Annotated in this window: 13 protein-coding genes; 4 read left to right on the top strand and 9 right to left on the bottom strand. The window is 72.8% G+C overall.

The genetic code is table 11. The features are described 5' to 3' along the window. Nucleotides 1–170: 170 nt before the first annotated feature. The 3 genes from ACZ5XS_RS08205 to ACZ5XS_RS08195 all read right to left on the bottom strand — a co-directional run bounded on the left by ACZ5XS_RS08205 (nucleotide 171) and on the right by ACZ5XS_RS08195 (nucleotide 2516). A complete protein-coding gene (locus tag ACZ5XS_RS08205) occupies nucleotides 171–662 on the bottom strand; it encodes a flavin reductase family protein (protein WP_468648946.1) in 492 nt (163 codons plus the stop codon). Between the two features lie 118 nt (nucleotides 663–780). Then, nucleotides 781–1563 (bottom strand): peptidoglycan-binding protein, encoded by a 783-nt coding sequence (locus ACZ5XS_RS08200; protein WP_468648944.1) that lies wholly within the window; start codon nucleotides 1561–1563, stop codon nucleotides 781–783. Between the two features lie 95 nt (nucleotides 1564–1658). Next, entirely contained in the window at nucleotides 1659–2516 is an 858-nt protein-coding gene (locus tag ACZ5XS_RS08195) for an ATP-grasp domain-containing protein (protein WP_468648942.1), read from the bottom strand. Between the two features lie 131 nt (nucleotides 2517–2647). Between ACZ5XS_RS08195 and ACZ5XS_RS08190 the strand changes: the two genes are divergently transcribed. Further along, nucleotides 2648–3382: a TetR family transcriptional regulator gene (locus tag ACZ5XS_RS08190; protein ID WP_468648941.1), complete on the top strand. Its 735-nt coding sequence runs from the start codon at nucleotides 2648–2650 to the stop codon at nucleotides 3380–3382. Nucleotides 3383–3562: 180 nt separating this feature from the next. Then, complete coding sequence (locus ACZ5XS_RS08185; RefSeq protein ID WP_468649140.1) at nucleotides 3563–3991, top strand: Zn-ribbon domain-containing OB-fold protein; 429 nt, start codon at nucleotides 3563–3565, stop codon at nucleotides 3989–3991. 117 nt (nucleotides 3992–4108) lie between these two features. On the opposite strand, the gene ACZ5XS_RS08180 is transcribed toward ACZ5XS_RS08185, so the two are convergent. Continuing rightward, nucleotides 4109–5449 (bottom strand): Gfo/Idh/MocA family protein, encoded by a 1341-nt coding sequence (locus ACZ5XS_RS08180; RefSeq protein WP_468648939.1) that lies wholly within the window; start codon nucleotides 5447–5449, stop codon nucleotides 4109–4111. A gap of 258 nt (nucleotides 5450–5707) precedes the next feature. Between ACZ5XS_RS08180 and ACZ5XS_RS08175 the strand changes: the two genes are divergently transcribed. Beyond that, nucleotides 5708–8455, top strand: a complete 2748-nt coding sequence (locus ACZ5XS_RS08175) for an alpha/beta hydrolase (RefSeq protein ID WP_468648938.1) — start codon at nucleotides 5708–5710, stop codon at nucleotides 8453–8455. Nucleotides 8456–8503: 48 nt separating this feature from the next. Here ACZ5XS_RS08175 and ACZ5XS_RS08170 read toward each other — a convergent pair whose 3' ends face one another. Together ACZ5XS_RS08170 and ACZ5XS_RS08165 are read right to left on the bottom strand one after the other, a co-directional pair. Next, on the bottom strand, nucleotides 8504–8884 hold the full coding sequence (locus tag ACZ5XS_RS08170) for a PPOX class F420-dependent oxidoreductase (protein WP_468648936.1): 381 nt from the start codon (nucleotides 8882–8884) through the stop codon (nucleotides 8504–8506). Nucleotides 8885–8980: 96 nt separating this feature from the next. Continuing rightward, nucleotides 8981–10159: a MalY/PatB family protein gene (locus tag ACZ5XS_RS08165; RefSeq protein ID WP_468648934.1), complete on the bottom strand. Its 1179-nt coding sequence runs from the start codon at nucleotides 10157–10159 to the stop codon at nucleotides 8981–8983. Between the two features lie 199 nt (nucleotides 10160–10358). On the opposite strand from ACZ5XS_RS08165, the gene ACZ5XS_RS08160 reads away from it, so the two are divergent. After that, nucleotides 10359–11723 (top strand): S1 family peptidase, encoded by a 1365-nt coding sequence (locus tag ACZ5XS_RS08160; protein ID WP_468648932.1) that lies wholly within the window; start codon nucleotides 10359–10361, stop codon nucleotides 11721–11723. A gap of 10 nt (nucleotides 11724–11733) precedes the next feature. Here ACZ5XS_RS08160 and ACZ5XS_RS08155 read toward each other — a convergent pair whose 3' ends face one another. The 3 genes from ACZ5XS_RS08155 to ACZ5XS_RS08145 form a co-directional block, all read right to left on the bottom strand. Continuing rightward, nucleotides 11734–12555, bottom strand: coding sequence for an EamA family transporter (locus ACZ5XS_RS08155; protein WP_468648930.1), 822 nt, complete (start codon nucleotides 12553–12555; stop codon nucleotides 11734–11736). Between the two features lie 126 nt (nucleotides 12556–12681). Then, the gene (locus ACZ5XS_RS08150) at nucleotides 12682–12867 is read right to left on the bottom strand and encodes a hypothetical protein (RefSeq protein ID WP_217237898.1); all 186 of its coding nucleotides are present in this window, start codon (nucleotides 12865–12867) and stop codon (nucleotides 12682–12684) included. 100 nt (nucleotides 12868–12967) lie between these two features. Then, entirely contained in the window at nucleotides 12968–14128 is a 1161-nt protein-coding gene (locus ACZ5XS_RS08145; RefSeq protein ID WP_468648928.1) for an ROK family transcriptional regulator, read from the bottom strand. Nucleotides 14129–14189: the final 61 nt, after the last annotated feature.

Raw genomic sequence — 14189 nt, 5'->3', positions numbered from 1 at the left:
CGGCGGGCAGTACCAGGCCCGGGATACGGGAGCCGCTCATCGGCGTGGCCTTCGGTTCGGGTGACGCGAGGTCCCTCGCACAGGGAGCTGCCCATCGTGGCGGCAGCCGCTCCGTGATCGCCGTCACTTTCCCGACGCGTTGCCCGGTGTTCGAGCAGCGGGGCGGAACGTCAGTCCACCGGGTGACCGGGTGCGATGGTGACGGCGTCGCCGAGGCGCAGCAGCGGCCGGTCGTCGCTCCCCTCGCGCTCGCCCCAGGCCACTGGGTCGAGCACGAAACCGACGTGGTCGCCTCCGTCGACGTCCCGCACGACCGCGCCGACGAACCAGGCCGCCGCGTCGTCCAGGACGGCCGCTCCGCCGTGCTCCTCCCGCCAGCCGACGTGCTGGAACTTGTCCGTCGAGTCGCCGGTCCGCCCGCCGAGCAGCTCGGCCAGCGCGCGCTGTTCGCGGGTGAGCAGATGCACGGCGAGGAACGGCGCGTTTCGAGCGACGCGGTAGGTGCGGTTCACCGTGGACAGCCACACCACGAACCGCACCGGCCGGATGGAGCACTGTGAGGCGAACCCGACCAGACAGCCCGACCGGTCCCCGCCGGCCGTGGCGGTCACCACGCACATGTCCGGGTCCAGCCGGCCGGTGAACCTGTCCATACCCGCCATGCTCGCATCACTCCCGTCGGGTGGGTGTCGTGCGAGGGGTACCCCGGTTTCAGGTGAGCACGGCACGGCCCGCCCATGCCGTCCGGACCCGTGGACGAACCGTGCGGACGGCCTCGCGTCAACCGCCCGTACGGGACTCCAGTGCGAGCCGGGTGTCGTCGCCGTACACGCCGGTCTCGTCGCCGCGGATGCCGTACCAGACCTGGAAGCGGGCCACCGCCTCGGTCAGGTCGGCGTCGTAACTGCCGCTGGTGGAGCCCTGGTCGTAGACGTCCGGGATGCGCAGAAGGCGTTGCTGGAGGTCGGTCACCTCAGGCCCGGCGGCTCCTTCGCGGAGGGTGCCCGGGCCGTCGGGGTCGGTCGCGCCCGAGGCGGCGGGCGGGGGCGCGGCGGGAGCGGACGCGGTCGGCGTCGGCGGTGAGGGCTGTGCCGCGTCGGCACCGCTCCGGTCGGGCAGCAGGAACGCGCAGCCGAAGCCGACCAGTGCCGCAGCGACCACGGCGGCCACGACGGTGGTGCGACGCAGGCCGGGCACGCGTCCGACGGGGCCGCCGCCCCGTACCGGGTGGCCACCGGCCCGCACCGGGTGGCCACCGGCCCGCACCGGGTGGCCACCGGCCCGCACCGGAGGGTCGGCGAACCCCACCGCACGGCCGCCGGGCCCGGTCACCGGCCCGTTTCCGGTGACCGGGGCCATCTCCTGCGTCTCCGCCTCGGGGCGGGGCAGCGTGACGACCTCATAGCCGTCGCCGCGTTCCTGGTACTGCCCGGTCTGCTCGCGGAACTCCCTGATGAGCTCCGCGAGGGCGTCGGTGTTGCGAGGACGCAGCACGCGGACCGGTTCGAGCGGCTCCCCGCCGGGTCGCTCAGGCGGCTGCCCGCGATCGGTCGGTGTCGGCATACGGCTCTCCCTCCGTCCCTTTCGCAAGGGATCTCCGGCATCCCCCGGGGAGTGATACGCGCCCGCCGGTCGGGGAGTTCAGTGCCCGCGGAGGATCAGCGTCGGCCCGGGCCGCCCGCGCGCGGTTCCGCGGAGAGGAAGCGGTGCAGGGACGCCTTCATCGCGCTGACGAACGCGTCCCTGTCCTTGTCGCTCAGGGCGTCCAGGGACAGGTAGGGGTTGAGGTCCTCCAGCTCGACGAGCAGCAGTTCGCCGCCCGGGGCACGGCAGGCGTCGACCCGCTGGATGCCGTGGTCGATGGTGTTCCAGTCGATGAACCGCCGGGCGAACTCCAGGTCGTCCGCGGTGGGTTCGTACGGTTCCAGCTGCCAGCGCCGGTCCGGGTGCGGCGCGTACAGGGCGTACTGGAAGTCGTGGTCGACGAAGTAGAAGGACACCTCGTAGGCGAAGTCGATGCACGGCTGCACCAGGACGTGCCCGTCCACCAGGTCACGCAGGCCGTCGGCGGGGACGATCCGCAGACCCACGGAGTCCGCGCCGAGCTTGGGCTTGACGACGTACCGCTGCGTCTCGGGCAGCCGGTGCAGGTCCTCCGGGCGGTCGACGGTGGGGATGACCGGGTGTCCGGCGGCGCTCAGGTCGAGCAGGTACTGCTTGCCGACCATGTCGGCCCGGCCGGAGAGCTGGTTGTAGACGCGGGCGCCACGGGCGAGCGCCCGCTCGCGGAACCCGTCGTACGCCTCCTGGTGGGTCAGCACCGGACCGCTGTTGCGGACGACGACGGCGTCGAAGGCGTCCATCACAGCGGCCGCGTCCCGCGGGTCGCACAGCGCCAGGTCGAAGTCCTCGCGCAGACGGGCGGTGAGGAAGATGTCCTCGTCGCAGTAGCGCCGCCCGCTTGCCTGGTAGGCCAGGTCGGTGACGTACAGAAGGCGGGGGCGGGCGGGCGGCATATGGGGCTCCTCGGCAGCGCGGAGAGCCGATCGTATGCGAAGGCGAACACCGTGAGCACACAGAGCACTCAGTTCCCTCGTGGTGTTGCACTGAGTGCCATCCCGTTCGGTCAGGTGCTACTTTCCCGTCCATGAGCTCCAGCAGCGCGACGCCCCGACGCGGAGACAAGGCGCAGGCGGCGGCCGCGAAACCGCCCATGCGGGACGCGCTGGTCGCGGCGGCCTTCCGGCTGTTCCTGGAGCGGGGGTACGAGCAGACCACGGTCGACGACATCGTGGCGCTGGCCGGGGTCGGACGCCGGTCCTTCTTCCGCTACTTCCCCTCCAAGGAGGACGTGGTCTTCCCGGACCACGAGCGGTGCCTGGCCGACATGACGCGGTTCCTGGCCGCCGGCGACGACGCGGACGAACCGGTGGGGCGGGTCTGTGACGCGGCCCGGCTGGTGCTGCGGATGTACGCCGAGAACCCGACGTTCTCCGTGCAGCGCTACCGCCTGACCAAGAAGGTCCCGGGCCTGCGCGCGTACGAGCTGTCCGTGGTGTGGCGCTACGAGCGGGCCCTGGCCGAGTATCTGCGGGGCCGGTTCGCCGGCCGCCGCGACGGGACCCTGCAGGCCGACGTGATCGCCGCCGCCGTGGTCGCGGCACACAACAACGCGCTGCGCTCCTGGCTGCGTTCGGACGGGCAGGGTGACGCGAGCACGACGGTCGACCACGCGCTCGGCTATGTGCAGTCCGCCTTCGGCAGCCCTGCCGCGTCTCTCGCCGGCGAGCAGCCGGAGGACGTGGTGGTCGTCGTCTCCCGGCGCGGGGCGCCGCTGTGGCGGGTCGTCCAGGAGATCGAGACGGCGCTCGCGCGCGACTGACGTCGCCCCCAGGACAGGTACCTCGCCCGCACCTTCTCAGATCAGGGGTACGGAGTGCCTTTACGAGTGGCACTGAGTGCCATACCCTGAGGGCGTGCACGGTGGCACGGCGACCGGGCACGTGCGTGCACGGTGATCCGCGCACGTGGGATTCCGGCCGAGCGCAGGGAGTTGACCAACGTGTACCACCCCTCAGGAAGCGTTGTCCGTCAGTCAGCCGGCTTCGCGACGGGCCTACTGGATCCGAAGACCCCGGATCGCAGGAGCGCGGACACGGACACCATCCTCTTCCAGCGCTGCACCTGGTGCGGCACCGCCATGTACCACCGGCTGCTGTGCCCGGTGTGTCAGGGCAGCGACCTGCGGACGGAGCGCAGCGAGGGCACCGGGACGGTCCGCCACTCCTCGGTGGTGCACCGCAACACCCCCGCCGCCCGCAACGTGTCCCTGATCGAGATGGCCGAGGGCTTCGTCCTGCGCGGCCGGGTCATGGGCCCGCCCATCGGCATCCACAGCGGTGACCGGGTCCGGCTGTCCACCGCGAAGGACCCGGTCCGGGGCGAGCCGGTCTTCCAACTGCTCGACGAGCCCTACCGCGCCTGGAGCTGACACGCGTCGGTCCCCGTCGGGAACCGCCCGCCGGGCGCGAAGCGGCGGCTGAAGCAACGCCGCGGTGCTCCCGCCGCACGAGCCGCCGGATCTCTCCGACGCGGCGCCTCACCGCACTCACACTCCGGGCACCACCTCCCCCACCCTCACCGGCCGTCCCGTCTCGAAGCACCGGTTGGCGGCCAGTCCGACGGCCAGCGCGAGAGCGCCGTCGCGTTCGGTGGCCGTCGGGTGCCCCTGGGCCCCGAGGCCGGTGGGCGCCCCTGCGGCCCCGGCCCCGAAGAGCGCGTCGAGCATGCGCGGATCGCCTCCGCCGTGGGATTCGTGAGCGGTGGCGAGCGGGACGTCGACCGGGGGCCGCCACAGCGGACGCAGGGTGAGCCGTGCCCCGCCCGCGTGCTCGGCGGCCGTGTCGCCGTGCAGCGCGCCGCTGCCGGAGGTGATCCGGATGCGAGGCGGCTGCCAGCGGCTCTCCTCCACCTCGAGCTCGAGCCGGCCCGCGCTGCCGTTGAACATGACCCGGTAGCCCTCCCACGGGGAGTAGGCCGTCAGGTGGTACGTCATCGTCGCGCCGCGGGCGTAGCGGACGAGGACCGCCATGTCGTCCTCGATGGTGACGGGGCCGTCGAAGACGTTGCGGTCGCGGACGTAGCCGTCGTCCTGCTCGGCGTCGAGGTAGAGGGCGCGCAGGGTGTCGTCGGCCGTGAGATCCAGGGCGAAGGGGTCCTCGGCGGCCGGGGCGGCGCCGTGGGCGCGGTCGTAGTCGCGGCGCAGGCCGTGGCGTTCGCCGGCCTCACGGCCGTAGAAGGCGAGCCGCCCGTAGCCGAAGACCTCCCGCGGCCGGTCGGCGAGCCACCAGTTGACCAGGTCGAAGTGGTGGCTGGACTTGTGCACCATGAGGCCGCCGCTGTGCCGCTTCTCGCGGTGCCAGCGGCGGAAGTAGTCGGCGCCGTGGCGTACGTCGAGCAGCCACTCGAAGTGGACGGACAGGATGTCGCCGATCGCGCCGTCGGCGAGCAGGGACCGGACCTTCTCGTGGGCGGGGTTGAAGCGGTAGTTGAAGGCGACGGTCAGGGTGTTGCCGGTGTCGCGGACCGTGTCGAGGATGCGGGCGCAGCGCTCGGCGTCGACGGTCATGGGTTTCTCGGTGACCACCCGGCAGCCGGCTTTCAGGGCCGGCACGATATAGCGGTCGTGTTCGGCGTCGACGGTGGTGACGACGACCTCGTCGATGTCCTCCTGGGCGAGCAGGTCGGCGAAGCGGTCGGGGTCCCACTGGGTGGCGGCGGGTTCGCCGGCCTCGGTGAGCAGCCGGTTGTGGAAGGCCATCCGGGTCGGGCTGGGGTCGCACAGGGCGGCGACGTGGTGGCCGGGACGTTCGGCGAGGGCCCGGGTGAACATCTGGGCGCGGTGACCGGTACCGACGATCGCTGCGCGGTGGTGGGTGGGTCGGCTCATGGAAAGCGCTTCCCCCACCGCGTCCCCGACTAGTCCTCCGCCGTTCCCGACCAGTCCTCCACCCCTCCCCGACCGGCCCTCCGCCCGCCCTCCCCCTGGCTTGATCACATCGCTCGGCCGCGGTCATTTCCTCTGCACAGACAACCCACAGCCCCATTCCTCCCGTCCTGTGTGACGCGAGAGGCCCCCGGGACCAACGGGGTGCCCGCGCTTGGGTTTTGAGGAGGGGAACCATTGATCCGTGCCCGGCGAATATGTGTGACCGCCGTGGCGGTGCTGGCGGCCCTGGCGGGATCGCCCGGACCGGCACAGGCTCAACAGCCACCGGAGACGGGGCCGTCGAGCGCGAACGCCGACGGCGGGCTGCCGCCGGGCTGGCGGCTCGGCGGGGAGGGTGCCGCGCGCGAGCTGGTCTGGCGGGCACCGAAGCCCGTGCCGATGGGCGACGCGCGTGTCGAGTTCCATGCCGAGGGCCGGCTGCTCGGGGTGCCGAAGGCCGGGAAGGACGGCCGGACGTTCCGGCTGGACCTCGGCGAGGCCGGCTCGGAGCGACTGACCGACCTCCAGGTGCTGGCGAGCGGGCGCCGGTTGGACGCGACGACGACCGACACGCCCCGCGAGCGGGATTCCCGGGCCGCCACGCAGCCGCCGGCCGCGCCGCCGGCCGGCGGTGTCGATCCCGGCAAGCCCGGCTCGTACCGCACGGTCACCGGTGCGTACGACCTCGACCCGGTGAAGCTGCCCGGATTCCCCTCCCCCGTCGAGATGCGCGCCGAGGTGGTGGCCCCGAAGGGCGCCACGGGCAGTCGCCCGCTCGCACTGTTCCTGCACGGCCGTCACTCCACCTGCTACAAGCCGGGCGGCGACGACGTGACCGGTGAATGGCCCTGCCCGGCCGGCACGAAGCCGATCCCCAGCCACAAGGGCTACCTGCGTGACCAGAAGCTCCTGGCCTCCCAGGGCTATGTGACGGTGTCGATCTCGGCCAACGGCATCAACGCCCAGGACTGGGCCGCCGACGACGGCGGCGCGCAGGCACGTTCGTCGCTGGTGCGCCGACACCTCGCCCGCTGGGCCGGCTGGGCCGCCCACCGGTCCACCGCCCCGGCCGTCGTACGCGAGGCCCCGAAGGCGGACCTCTCCCGCGTCCTGCTCGTCGGCCACTCGCGGGGCGGCGAGGGCGTGAACCGGGCCGCCATGGACAGCCTCTACCCGCCGCCCGCAGCCCAGGACGGCTACCGGGGCCCGGTGCGCTGGAAGGTACGCGGCACCGTGCTCATCGGACCGACGATCTTCGGCCAGAATCCGGTCGCGGACGTGCCGTCGGTGACGATCCTGCCGGGCTGCGACGGCGACGTGTCCGACCTCCAGGGCGAGGTCTACGTCGACGGGACACGCGGCATCAGCCGGGGCACCGCCCTGCACAGCGCCGTCTACATGGTCGGCGCCAACCACAACTACTTCAACAGCGAGTGGACCCCGGGCCAGGCCGAGGCGCCCGCCGACGACGACTTCTGGGAGGACGAGGAAGCACCGGACCCGGTGTGCTCGACGGGTACCGCGACCCGGCTGACCGCCGACCAGCAGCATCGGGCGGGGGCCACCTACATCGCCGCCGCGGCCGGGCTGTTCGTCGGCGGGGACGACCGGGTGCGTCCGCTGCTCGACGGCTCGGGCAGGCGGGCCCCCTCCGCCGATCCCGCCCGCGTGCTCACCCACGCGGTCGGCGCACGCCGCGGTGCCGGGTTCCTGCCGGACGGCCCGGTCGAGGTGACCGGCGCCAAGCTGTGTTCGGCGATCGACCCCGACCCGGCCGTCGCCTGTCTGGACCCCGAGGCCGCCGGCTCCTCGCCGCACTTCGCGTGGTGGGAGACGGGACAGGAGACCGGCCGCCGCGCGGTCGCGCTCACCTGGTCGGCGCCGGGTTCGGCGGCTCGGGTCAGCCCCGCCGAGCCGCTCTCCCTCGCCGGTTCCAGGGACCTGGCGCTGCGCGTCTTCGTGCCGCCGAACACGACCGGCACGCAGCTCGACGTGTCCGTCACCGACACCGCCGGACGCCGCGCCGCGCTCGGCCGGGTACAGGTGGACGGGTTACCCGGCAGCGGCCGCACCTCCTCCTACTGGGCACGCGAGGTGCGCGTCCCGCTGACCGCGGCCATCCGGGCCGGTCTCGATCTGCGGCACGTCAAGTCCCTCGCTCTGACCCCGCGTTCGCAGTCGGGGCAGGCCTGGCTGATGGACGCCTGGGGCTGGGCCCCCGGGACTCCGGCGGTGAAGGCGGCCCCGCTGCCGCGCGTCGACGTCGGCCGCACGCTCGTCAAGGAGGGCGACTCGGGCAGCCGCACCTACCGCGTTCCGGTCGAGATCTCCGGGCGCGGCAGCGGCCAGGTCCGTGTGTACGTCCTTGATCCGGACACCGACCTCGTCACGAACCGGCTGGTGACGGTACGGCCCGGTAGCGACGCCATCGACATACCGGTCGAGGTGAAGGGCAACACGCGCTTCGCCGACGACGTACGGCACGACATCGTCGTGAAGGCGGTACGCAACGCGGTGATCGGCTCGCACCGGGGCGGCGTGACCGCGGAGAACGACGACCCCGAACCCGAGATCACCCTGACGCCGGTCGCGGACCGGGTGACCGAGGGGGAGACGCTGACCTGGCGGATGTCCCTGGCCGAGGCCGCCGACCTGGACATCTGGCAGCCGGTCCGGGTGCTTCCGGTCTCCGGGGGCGCCGAGTTGTCCACCAAGGACGTGGACCCGCAGTGGCTCATGGACAACTTCGGTGACTCGCCGGACCCGGAGCGCACGCTGTCCGAGGCCAACCTGTGGGTGTGGATGAGCGTCCCGGCCGGGAGCACCAGCGCCGACTTCACGGTGCCGACCGTGAAGGACCAGGTGGCCGAGCCGGCCGAGTCCATGCGTCTCGCGCCGACCGACTACGACGGCGAGCCGCTGCCCGGCCGCCCGGTGCTGACGGGCACGGTGCTGGACGCGTCGTAGGCCGCTCGCGTACGGGGGCACGGACCGCCCGGCCCGTGCCCCCGTACGTCACAGCGTCACGCGGATCCCGACGGTCCCGTCCGATCCCCGGCGCAGCCGGCTGCCGAGGAGGGTGAGGCGGCCGACGATGCCGTACTTGCGGGCGATCAGCCGGCGGTAGCGGGCGGTGGTCTGCGCGTCGGCGATCTCGGCGGTGGCGGGCACCTGGTCGCCGGTCGGGTTGCCGCGCAGGTCGCACGGGCCGACCAGGACGTCTCCGCGCGCCCGGATCCGCTTCACCTTCCAGGCGTCGGCGGCCGACCAGGCACCCAGCGCGTCCCCGTCGCGGACCACCCACACCGGGGTGGCGACTCCGGTGCCGTTCTTCCGATAGCTGGTGATCAGCAGATACTTGCCCGCACCGAGCCGCTCCAGCGGCGTGTCGTCCATGCGGGCAGTCTAGGCCCGCCGCAGCGGACGCGAGGAGGGCCGAGCGCCGGCCCCGGCGATCCGCAACGCCCCACAGCCGCGCCGCGCGTGCTCACGTCAGCGCAGCGCCGCCGCCATCCGTCGCACGCCCTCCTCGATGAGCTCCGGCGAGGTCGCCAGGTTCAGGCGTACGTGTCCGGCCCCGCCGGTGCCGAACGGGAGGCCGGAGCTGAGCGCCACCCGGCCGCGCCGCAGGAAGACGTCCGCCGGGTCGTCGCCGAGATCCAGTGCGCGGCAGTCGAGCCAGGCCAGATAGGTGGCCTCTCCGGGGCGGTGGGCGATCGCGGGCAGGTGCTCGGCCAGCAGGCCGGTGAGCAGACGCCGGTTGTCGTCGAGACCGGCGAGCAGGGCGTCCAGCCAGGCGGTGCCCTCGCGCAGGGCCGCGGTGTGGGCGATGACACCGACGTGGCTCGGGCCGTGCCCGACCTCTTCGGGCAGCCGGGCGAGGTCGGCGGCGGCCGCGGGGCCCGCGACCGCCAGCCCGGCCTTGAGACCGGCGAGGTTCCACCCCTTGGACGCCGACATGAGGGACAGGCCCCCCTCGCCGCCCGGCACGCTGAGGTAGGGCACGAAGCGCGCACCGTCGGCGACGAGCGGCGCGTGGATCTCGTCGGCGACGACCCGCACGCCGTACCGGGCGGCGAGGGCGGCAACTTCGACCAGTTCGGCGGCGGTGTGCAGCGTGCCGGTCGGGTTGTGGGGGCTGCACAGGAGGTAGGCGGCCCGGTGACCGCCGGAGACGGCCCGGCGGAAGGTGTCCCGCAGAACGCCGAGGTCCAGGCGCCCGTCCGGACCGAGCGGGGCTTCGACCACCCGCCGGTCCATGTGGCCGACGAACTGGAAGAACGGCGGGTACACGGGCGGGTTCACCACGACCGGGTCACCGGGCCCCGTCACCAGTTTGATCATCTCGACCACCCCGAGCATCACGTCCGGAACGATCGCGGTGCGTTCCACCGCGAGCCCGCCCCAGCCCCACCGTTCGTCGGCGAAGGAGGCGAGGGCCTCGGCGTAGGCGGTGCCGGCCGGGTATCCGGTGTCACCGAGTTCGAGGGCGTCGGTGACCGCGCGGACCACGGGTCCGGCGAGGGGGACGTCCATCTCGGCGACCCACAGCGGAAGGACGTCGTCGGGGTAGGAGCGCCACTTCATGCTCGTACGGCATCGGAGGCGGTCGAGGGTGAGTGCGCGCAGGGGATTCGGCTCACCGGACGGTTCGTGCGGGATCCTGGTCATGGCCACAAGATAGGGGCCGTGGGTGAGCTGACCCGTCGGCCGGTTGAGGCCGGTGGGGGGATGGGGTCCGCCTCCCGGATTCGGAGAGATCACGGATGCCGTGAACACGGCGGTCCCGGGCCGCGTATGGATAGTGGGTGCTCAACGACCGGAGGGCCCCGCGGTGTTCACACCGTGTGTTCGGGTTCGGGAGCCATGCATGAGGCACGCACGACGACGGGTCGTCCGGCGAGTGACACGGCTGGCGGCCGTCGGCGGACTCCTCCTGGGAGGCACGATGGTCACGCGGGCCATGGCGAGCGAGTCTCCGGACGCCGTCCCGCGGACGTACGCCCAGGAGGCCGCCGACACGGGGGCCGGTCTGGTCTCGCGGCTCGGGAGCTCCCGCACGGCGGGCACCTGGATCGGCGACGACGGCCGGCCGGTCGTCGCGGTCACCGACGAGAAGGCCGCCGCCGAGGTCCGCGGCGCGGGGGCCGAGCCGAAGGTCGTCTCGCACAGCATGAACGAGCTCAAGTCGGCCACACAGGCGCTGCGTTCGGCGCCCCGGGTGGCTGGGACGGCCTGGGCGATGGACTACCGGACCAACCAGATCGTGGTACGAGGCGACAGCACCGTCTCGGCCGCCGACTGGTCCAGGATGACGCGGGTCGCGGACGGCATCGGCGCCTTCGTGCGGATGGAACGCACCGAGGGCACGTTCACCCCCCGTCTCAACGGCGCGCTGCCGATCCTGTCGACCGCCGGACGCTGTTCGGCCGGCTTCAACGTGACCGACGGGAAACGTGACTTCATCCTCACCGCCGGGCACTGCGGGCCCACCGGTTCCGTCTGGTTCGCGGATGACGGAGGGAAGGAGCAGGTGGGCAAGACGGTCACGCAGAGCTTCCCGGGCGACGACTTCTCCCTGGTGCAGTACGCGGACGGCCGGGCGGGCGACGGTGCCGCCGTGGTGGCCATCGGTGAGGGCAAGGGAGTACAGATCACGGCCGCGGCCGACCCGACCGTCGGGCAGCGGGTGTTCCGCAGCGGCAGTACGAGCGGACTGCGCGACGGCCAGGTGACGGCGCTCAACGCGACGGTGAACTATCCCGAGGGAACGGTCAGCGGCCTGATCGAGACGAACGTGTGCGCCGAACCCGGGGACAGCGGGGGGCCGTTGTTCTCCGAGGGGATCGCGCTCGGCGTGACGTCGGGCGGCAGCGGGGACTGCCAGTCGGGCGGTACGACGTTCTTCCAGCCGGTGACGAAGGCGCTGGCCGACCTCGACGTGCAGTTGCTCGTGGCGCCCCCCGCCGCGGGTGGCAGCGCGGCGCCCTCGCCGTCGGCCTCGGCCACGCAGAGCTCGATCGCCCCGGGCGCGGCCGCGCCCGGGGCGTCGGCTCCGGTGGCGGGCGGGACGGCGGGTGCGCCGCTGCTGACCCGGCTCACCGACAGCAGGAACGTCGGTCCCGGATTACTGGTCATCGCGGGCAGCCTGATCGCCCTGGTGGCCACCCGGTACATCCGGGCGGAGCAGGACCGCAAGGCGTACCGGCGGTACTACTCGGCCACGTGGGGCTGACCGGCCCGGCTCATCCGAGGGTCAGCAATCCCGTGGCCGCGGCCGCCCCCAGCAGACCGGCTGTCTGTCTCCGGGTGACCTTCTCGTGCAGCAGGGCGAGTCCGAGGACGACCGGCAGAGCCGGATAGAGGGAGGCGAGGACCACGGCGACGGCCAGCAACTGCCGTTGGGCGGCGAGGAGATACAGGACGAGTCCGAGTGCGGCTCCCGCCCCGACCAGGAGCGACTGGGCGCACAGCGCGGGCGGGATCCGCAGGCGGCCGGCGTGCCGTACCGCGCCGGGCAGCAGGACGAGCACGGCGGCGATCCGGCCCGCGGCCACCGGCCACAGCCCGCTCGACGCACTCGCCTGGGCGAGCGCGATGTACTGGACGGCGACACCGGCGCTGGCGAGCAGACCGTCGGGCACTCCCCCGCGGGCCGCCCTGTCACCCGCGGAGACCAGCCAGAGCGCGGGCACGGTCACGGCGATGCCCACCCACGCCAGGGGCGTCGGACGGTCGCCGAGGAGCACCCCGCACAGCACGGACAGCGCGACCCCGGTGACCGCGCTCACCGGCACCACGACGCTCATCGCGCCGCGGCTCAGTCCGCGGTTGAGGAAGTGCATGGCGGTGCCGCTGCCCACTCCGGACAGCGCACCCCAGAAGAGATCGGCCGACCGGACGGCGTCGGCGGGATACAGCAGGGCGGCCGCGAGGGCGAGCAGCAGTCCGCCGGCCTGGCCGAGGAAGGTGACGGCGGCGAAGTGGGTACGCCGGGACAGCAGCCCGCCGGCGAAGTCGACGATGCCATAGCAGACGGCCGAGGTCAGTGCCAGAAGGGGGCCCATCCGGTCAGGGGTGCCCCGGGCGGACGCGGTGATGCCCGGCGGGCTCCGCCCGGAGGCGGGAGCGGACGCCGGGAATCAGGAAAAGGTGGAGGGACTTCGAGGAGGGCGGCGGGACTTCGGGGAGGCTCAGGCCGCTTCCGACGACTGCGGGGCCGCGGCGGCCCACTCCAGGACGAGCCGCCGGTACTCCTCGCGCTGCTCGCCGTTCAGTGTCCCGCCCGACCGGAGCCACAGGGCCCTGATCTCCTCGTTGACCTCGTCAGCCGAACGTTCGGTAGCGGGTTCAACACTGGTGGACATGATGTGAAGCATACGGCTCCGGACGTGAAGGCGATGTGAGTCATCACGAGCCAATGGGGCATTTCGGACCGTGTTGCTGATCACGTCCATATGCCAAGCCCCGTGGCGGACTTCACACTTGCGCCGCCCCCAGCACCAGCACCTGGATCGCCAAGACGGCTGCGCCGCGAGCCCAGTCGTGAAAGTCGGACACCTTGGTCTCCAGGCCGACCGGGGCGGCCAGCGGGTGCCGGTGGGCACGAATGGTCTCCTCGACCGTCTTGCCGGCCACGTCCATCAGGCCGACCCCCTCGCCGGCGAGCAGGATCTTCTGGGGCAGGACGAAGTTGGCGATCTGGGCGACCAGGGTGCCAAGGGCGCGCCCTGCCTCCTCGATGACGCGGGCGGGCATCGGGTCCGCCGCCGCGGCGAGGGCGAGGATCTCCTCGTAGGTGCGGTCACGGCCGGTGGCGGCCTGGACCTGGTAGCGGATGTTGGGGATGGTCAGCAGCGAGACGGCGCTGCCGCGTTCGCCGTCGGGGGTGAGGGGGCCGTTGGGGTTCACGATCCAGTGGCGGCCGAAGCCGCGGTCCTCCTCGGCGTACGGCACCCGCTTGCCGCCCAGGACGAGGCCGTAGCCGATGCCGGCGCCGATGGTCAGGACGACGAACCGGTCCAGGCCGCGGCCGGCACCGAACCAGGTCTCGGCCTCGACGAGGGCGGCCACGTCGTTCTCGACGACGACCGGCAGTCCGGTGCGCTCTTCGACGAGTGCGGCCAGCGGGACCTCGCGCCAGTGGAGGAAGGGGGACTCCCCCACCACGGCCCGGTCCTCGACCAGGCCCCCGACCCCGATGCCGATGCCCGCGATCCGGGGGTGGGAACGGGCAAGCTCCCCGGTCATCTCGGCCAGTACGTCCGCGACCCGGGCGGGCTCGTGGGTGGTGAGCGGCCGGTCGTGGCGGGCGACGATGTCGCTGCGGAGGGTGGTGACGACGCCGTAGACCATGTCGTCGGTGATCTTGAACCCGAGGAAGGAACGGGACTCGGCGACGACGTCGAGCGGTTGCGAGGGGCGCCCCTGGCGGACCTCCGCCGGGCTGCCCGCCTCGGGGACCTCGACCAGCAGGCCGGACTCGATCAGCGGCTTGGTCAGGCGGGTGAGGCTGCCCGCGGAGAGGTCGAGCCGTCGGGCGATCTCGGTGCGCGACAGGGGCCCGTGGACGAGCACCTCGATCGCCACCGAGCGTTCGCCCGGGCTCAGGGGAAGCCAGCTTGCGGCACCTGCGGTCATGTAGGTCAGACTCCCACAGAGATTTTCTTTCGCTATAAAAGCAACATGGCCATGTTACGGG

The organism is Streptomyces sp. NPDC033131 (assembly GCF_055578365.1).
Note: the sequence above shows the minus strand (reverse complement) of the source record. Positions and strands in the feature narration are given on the sequence as shown.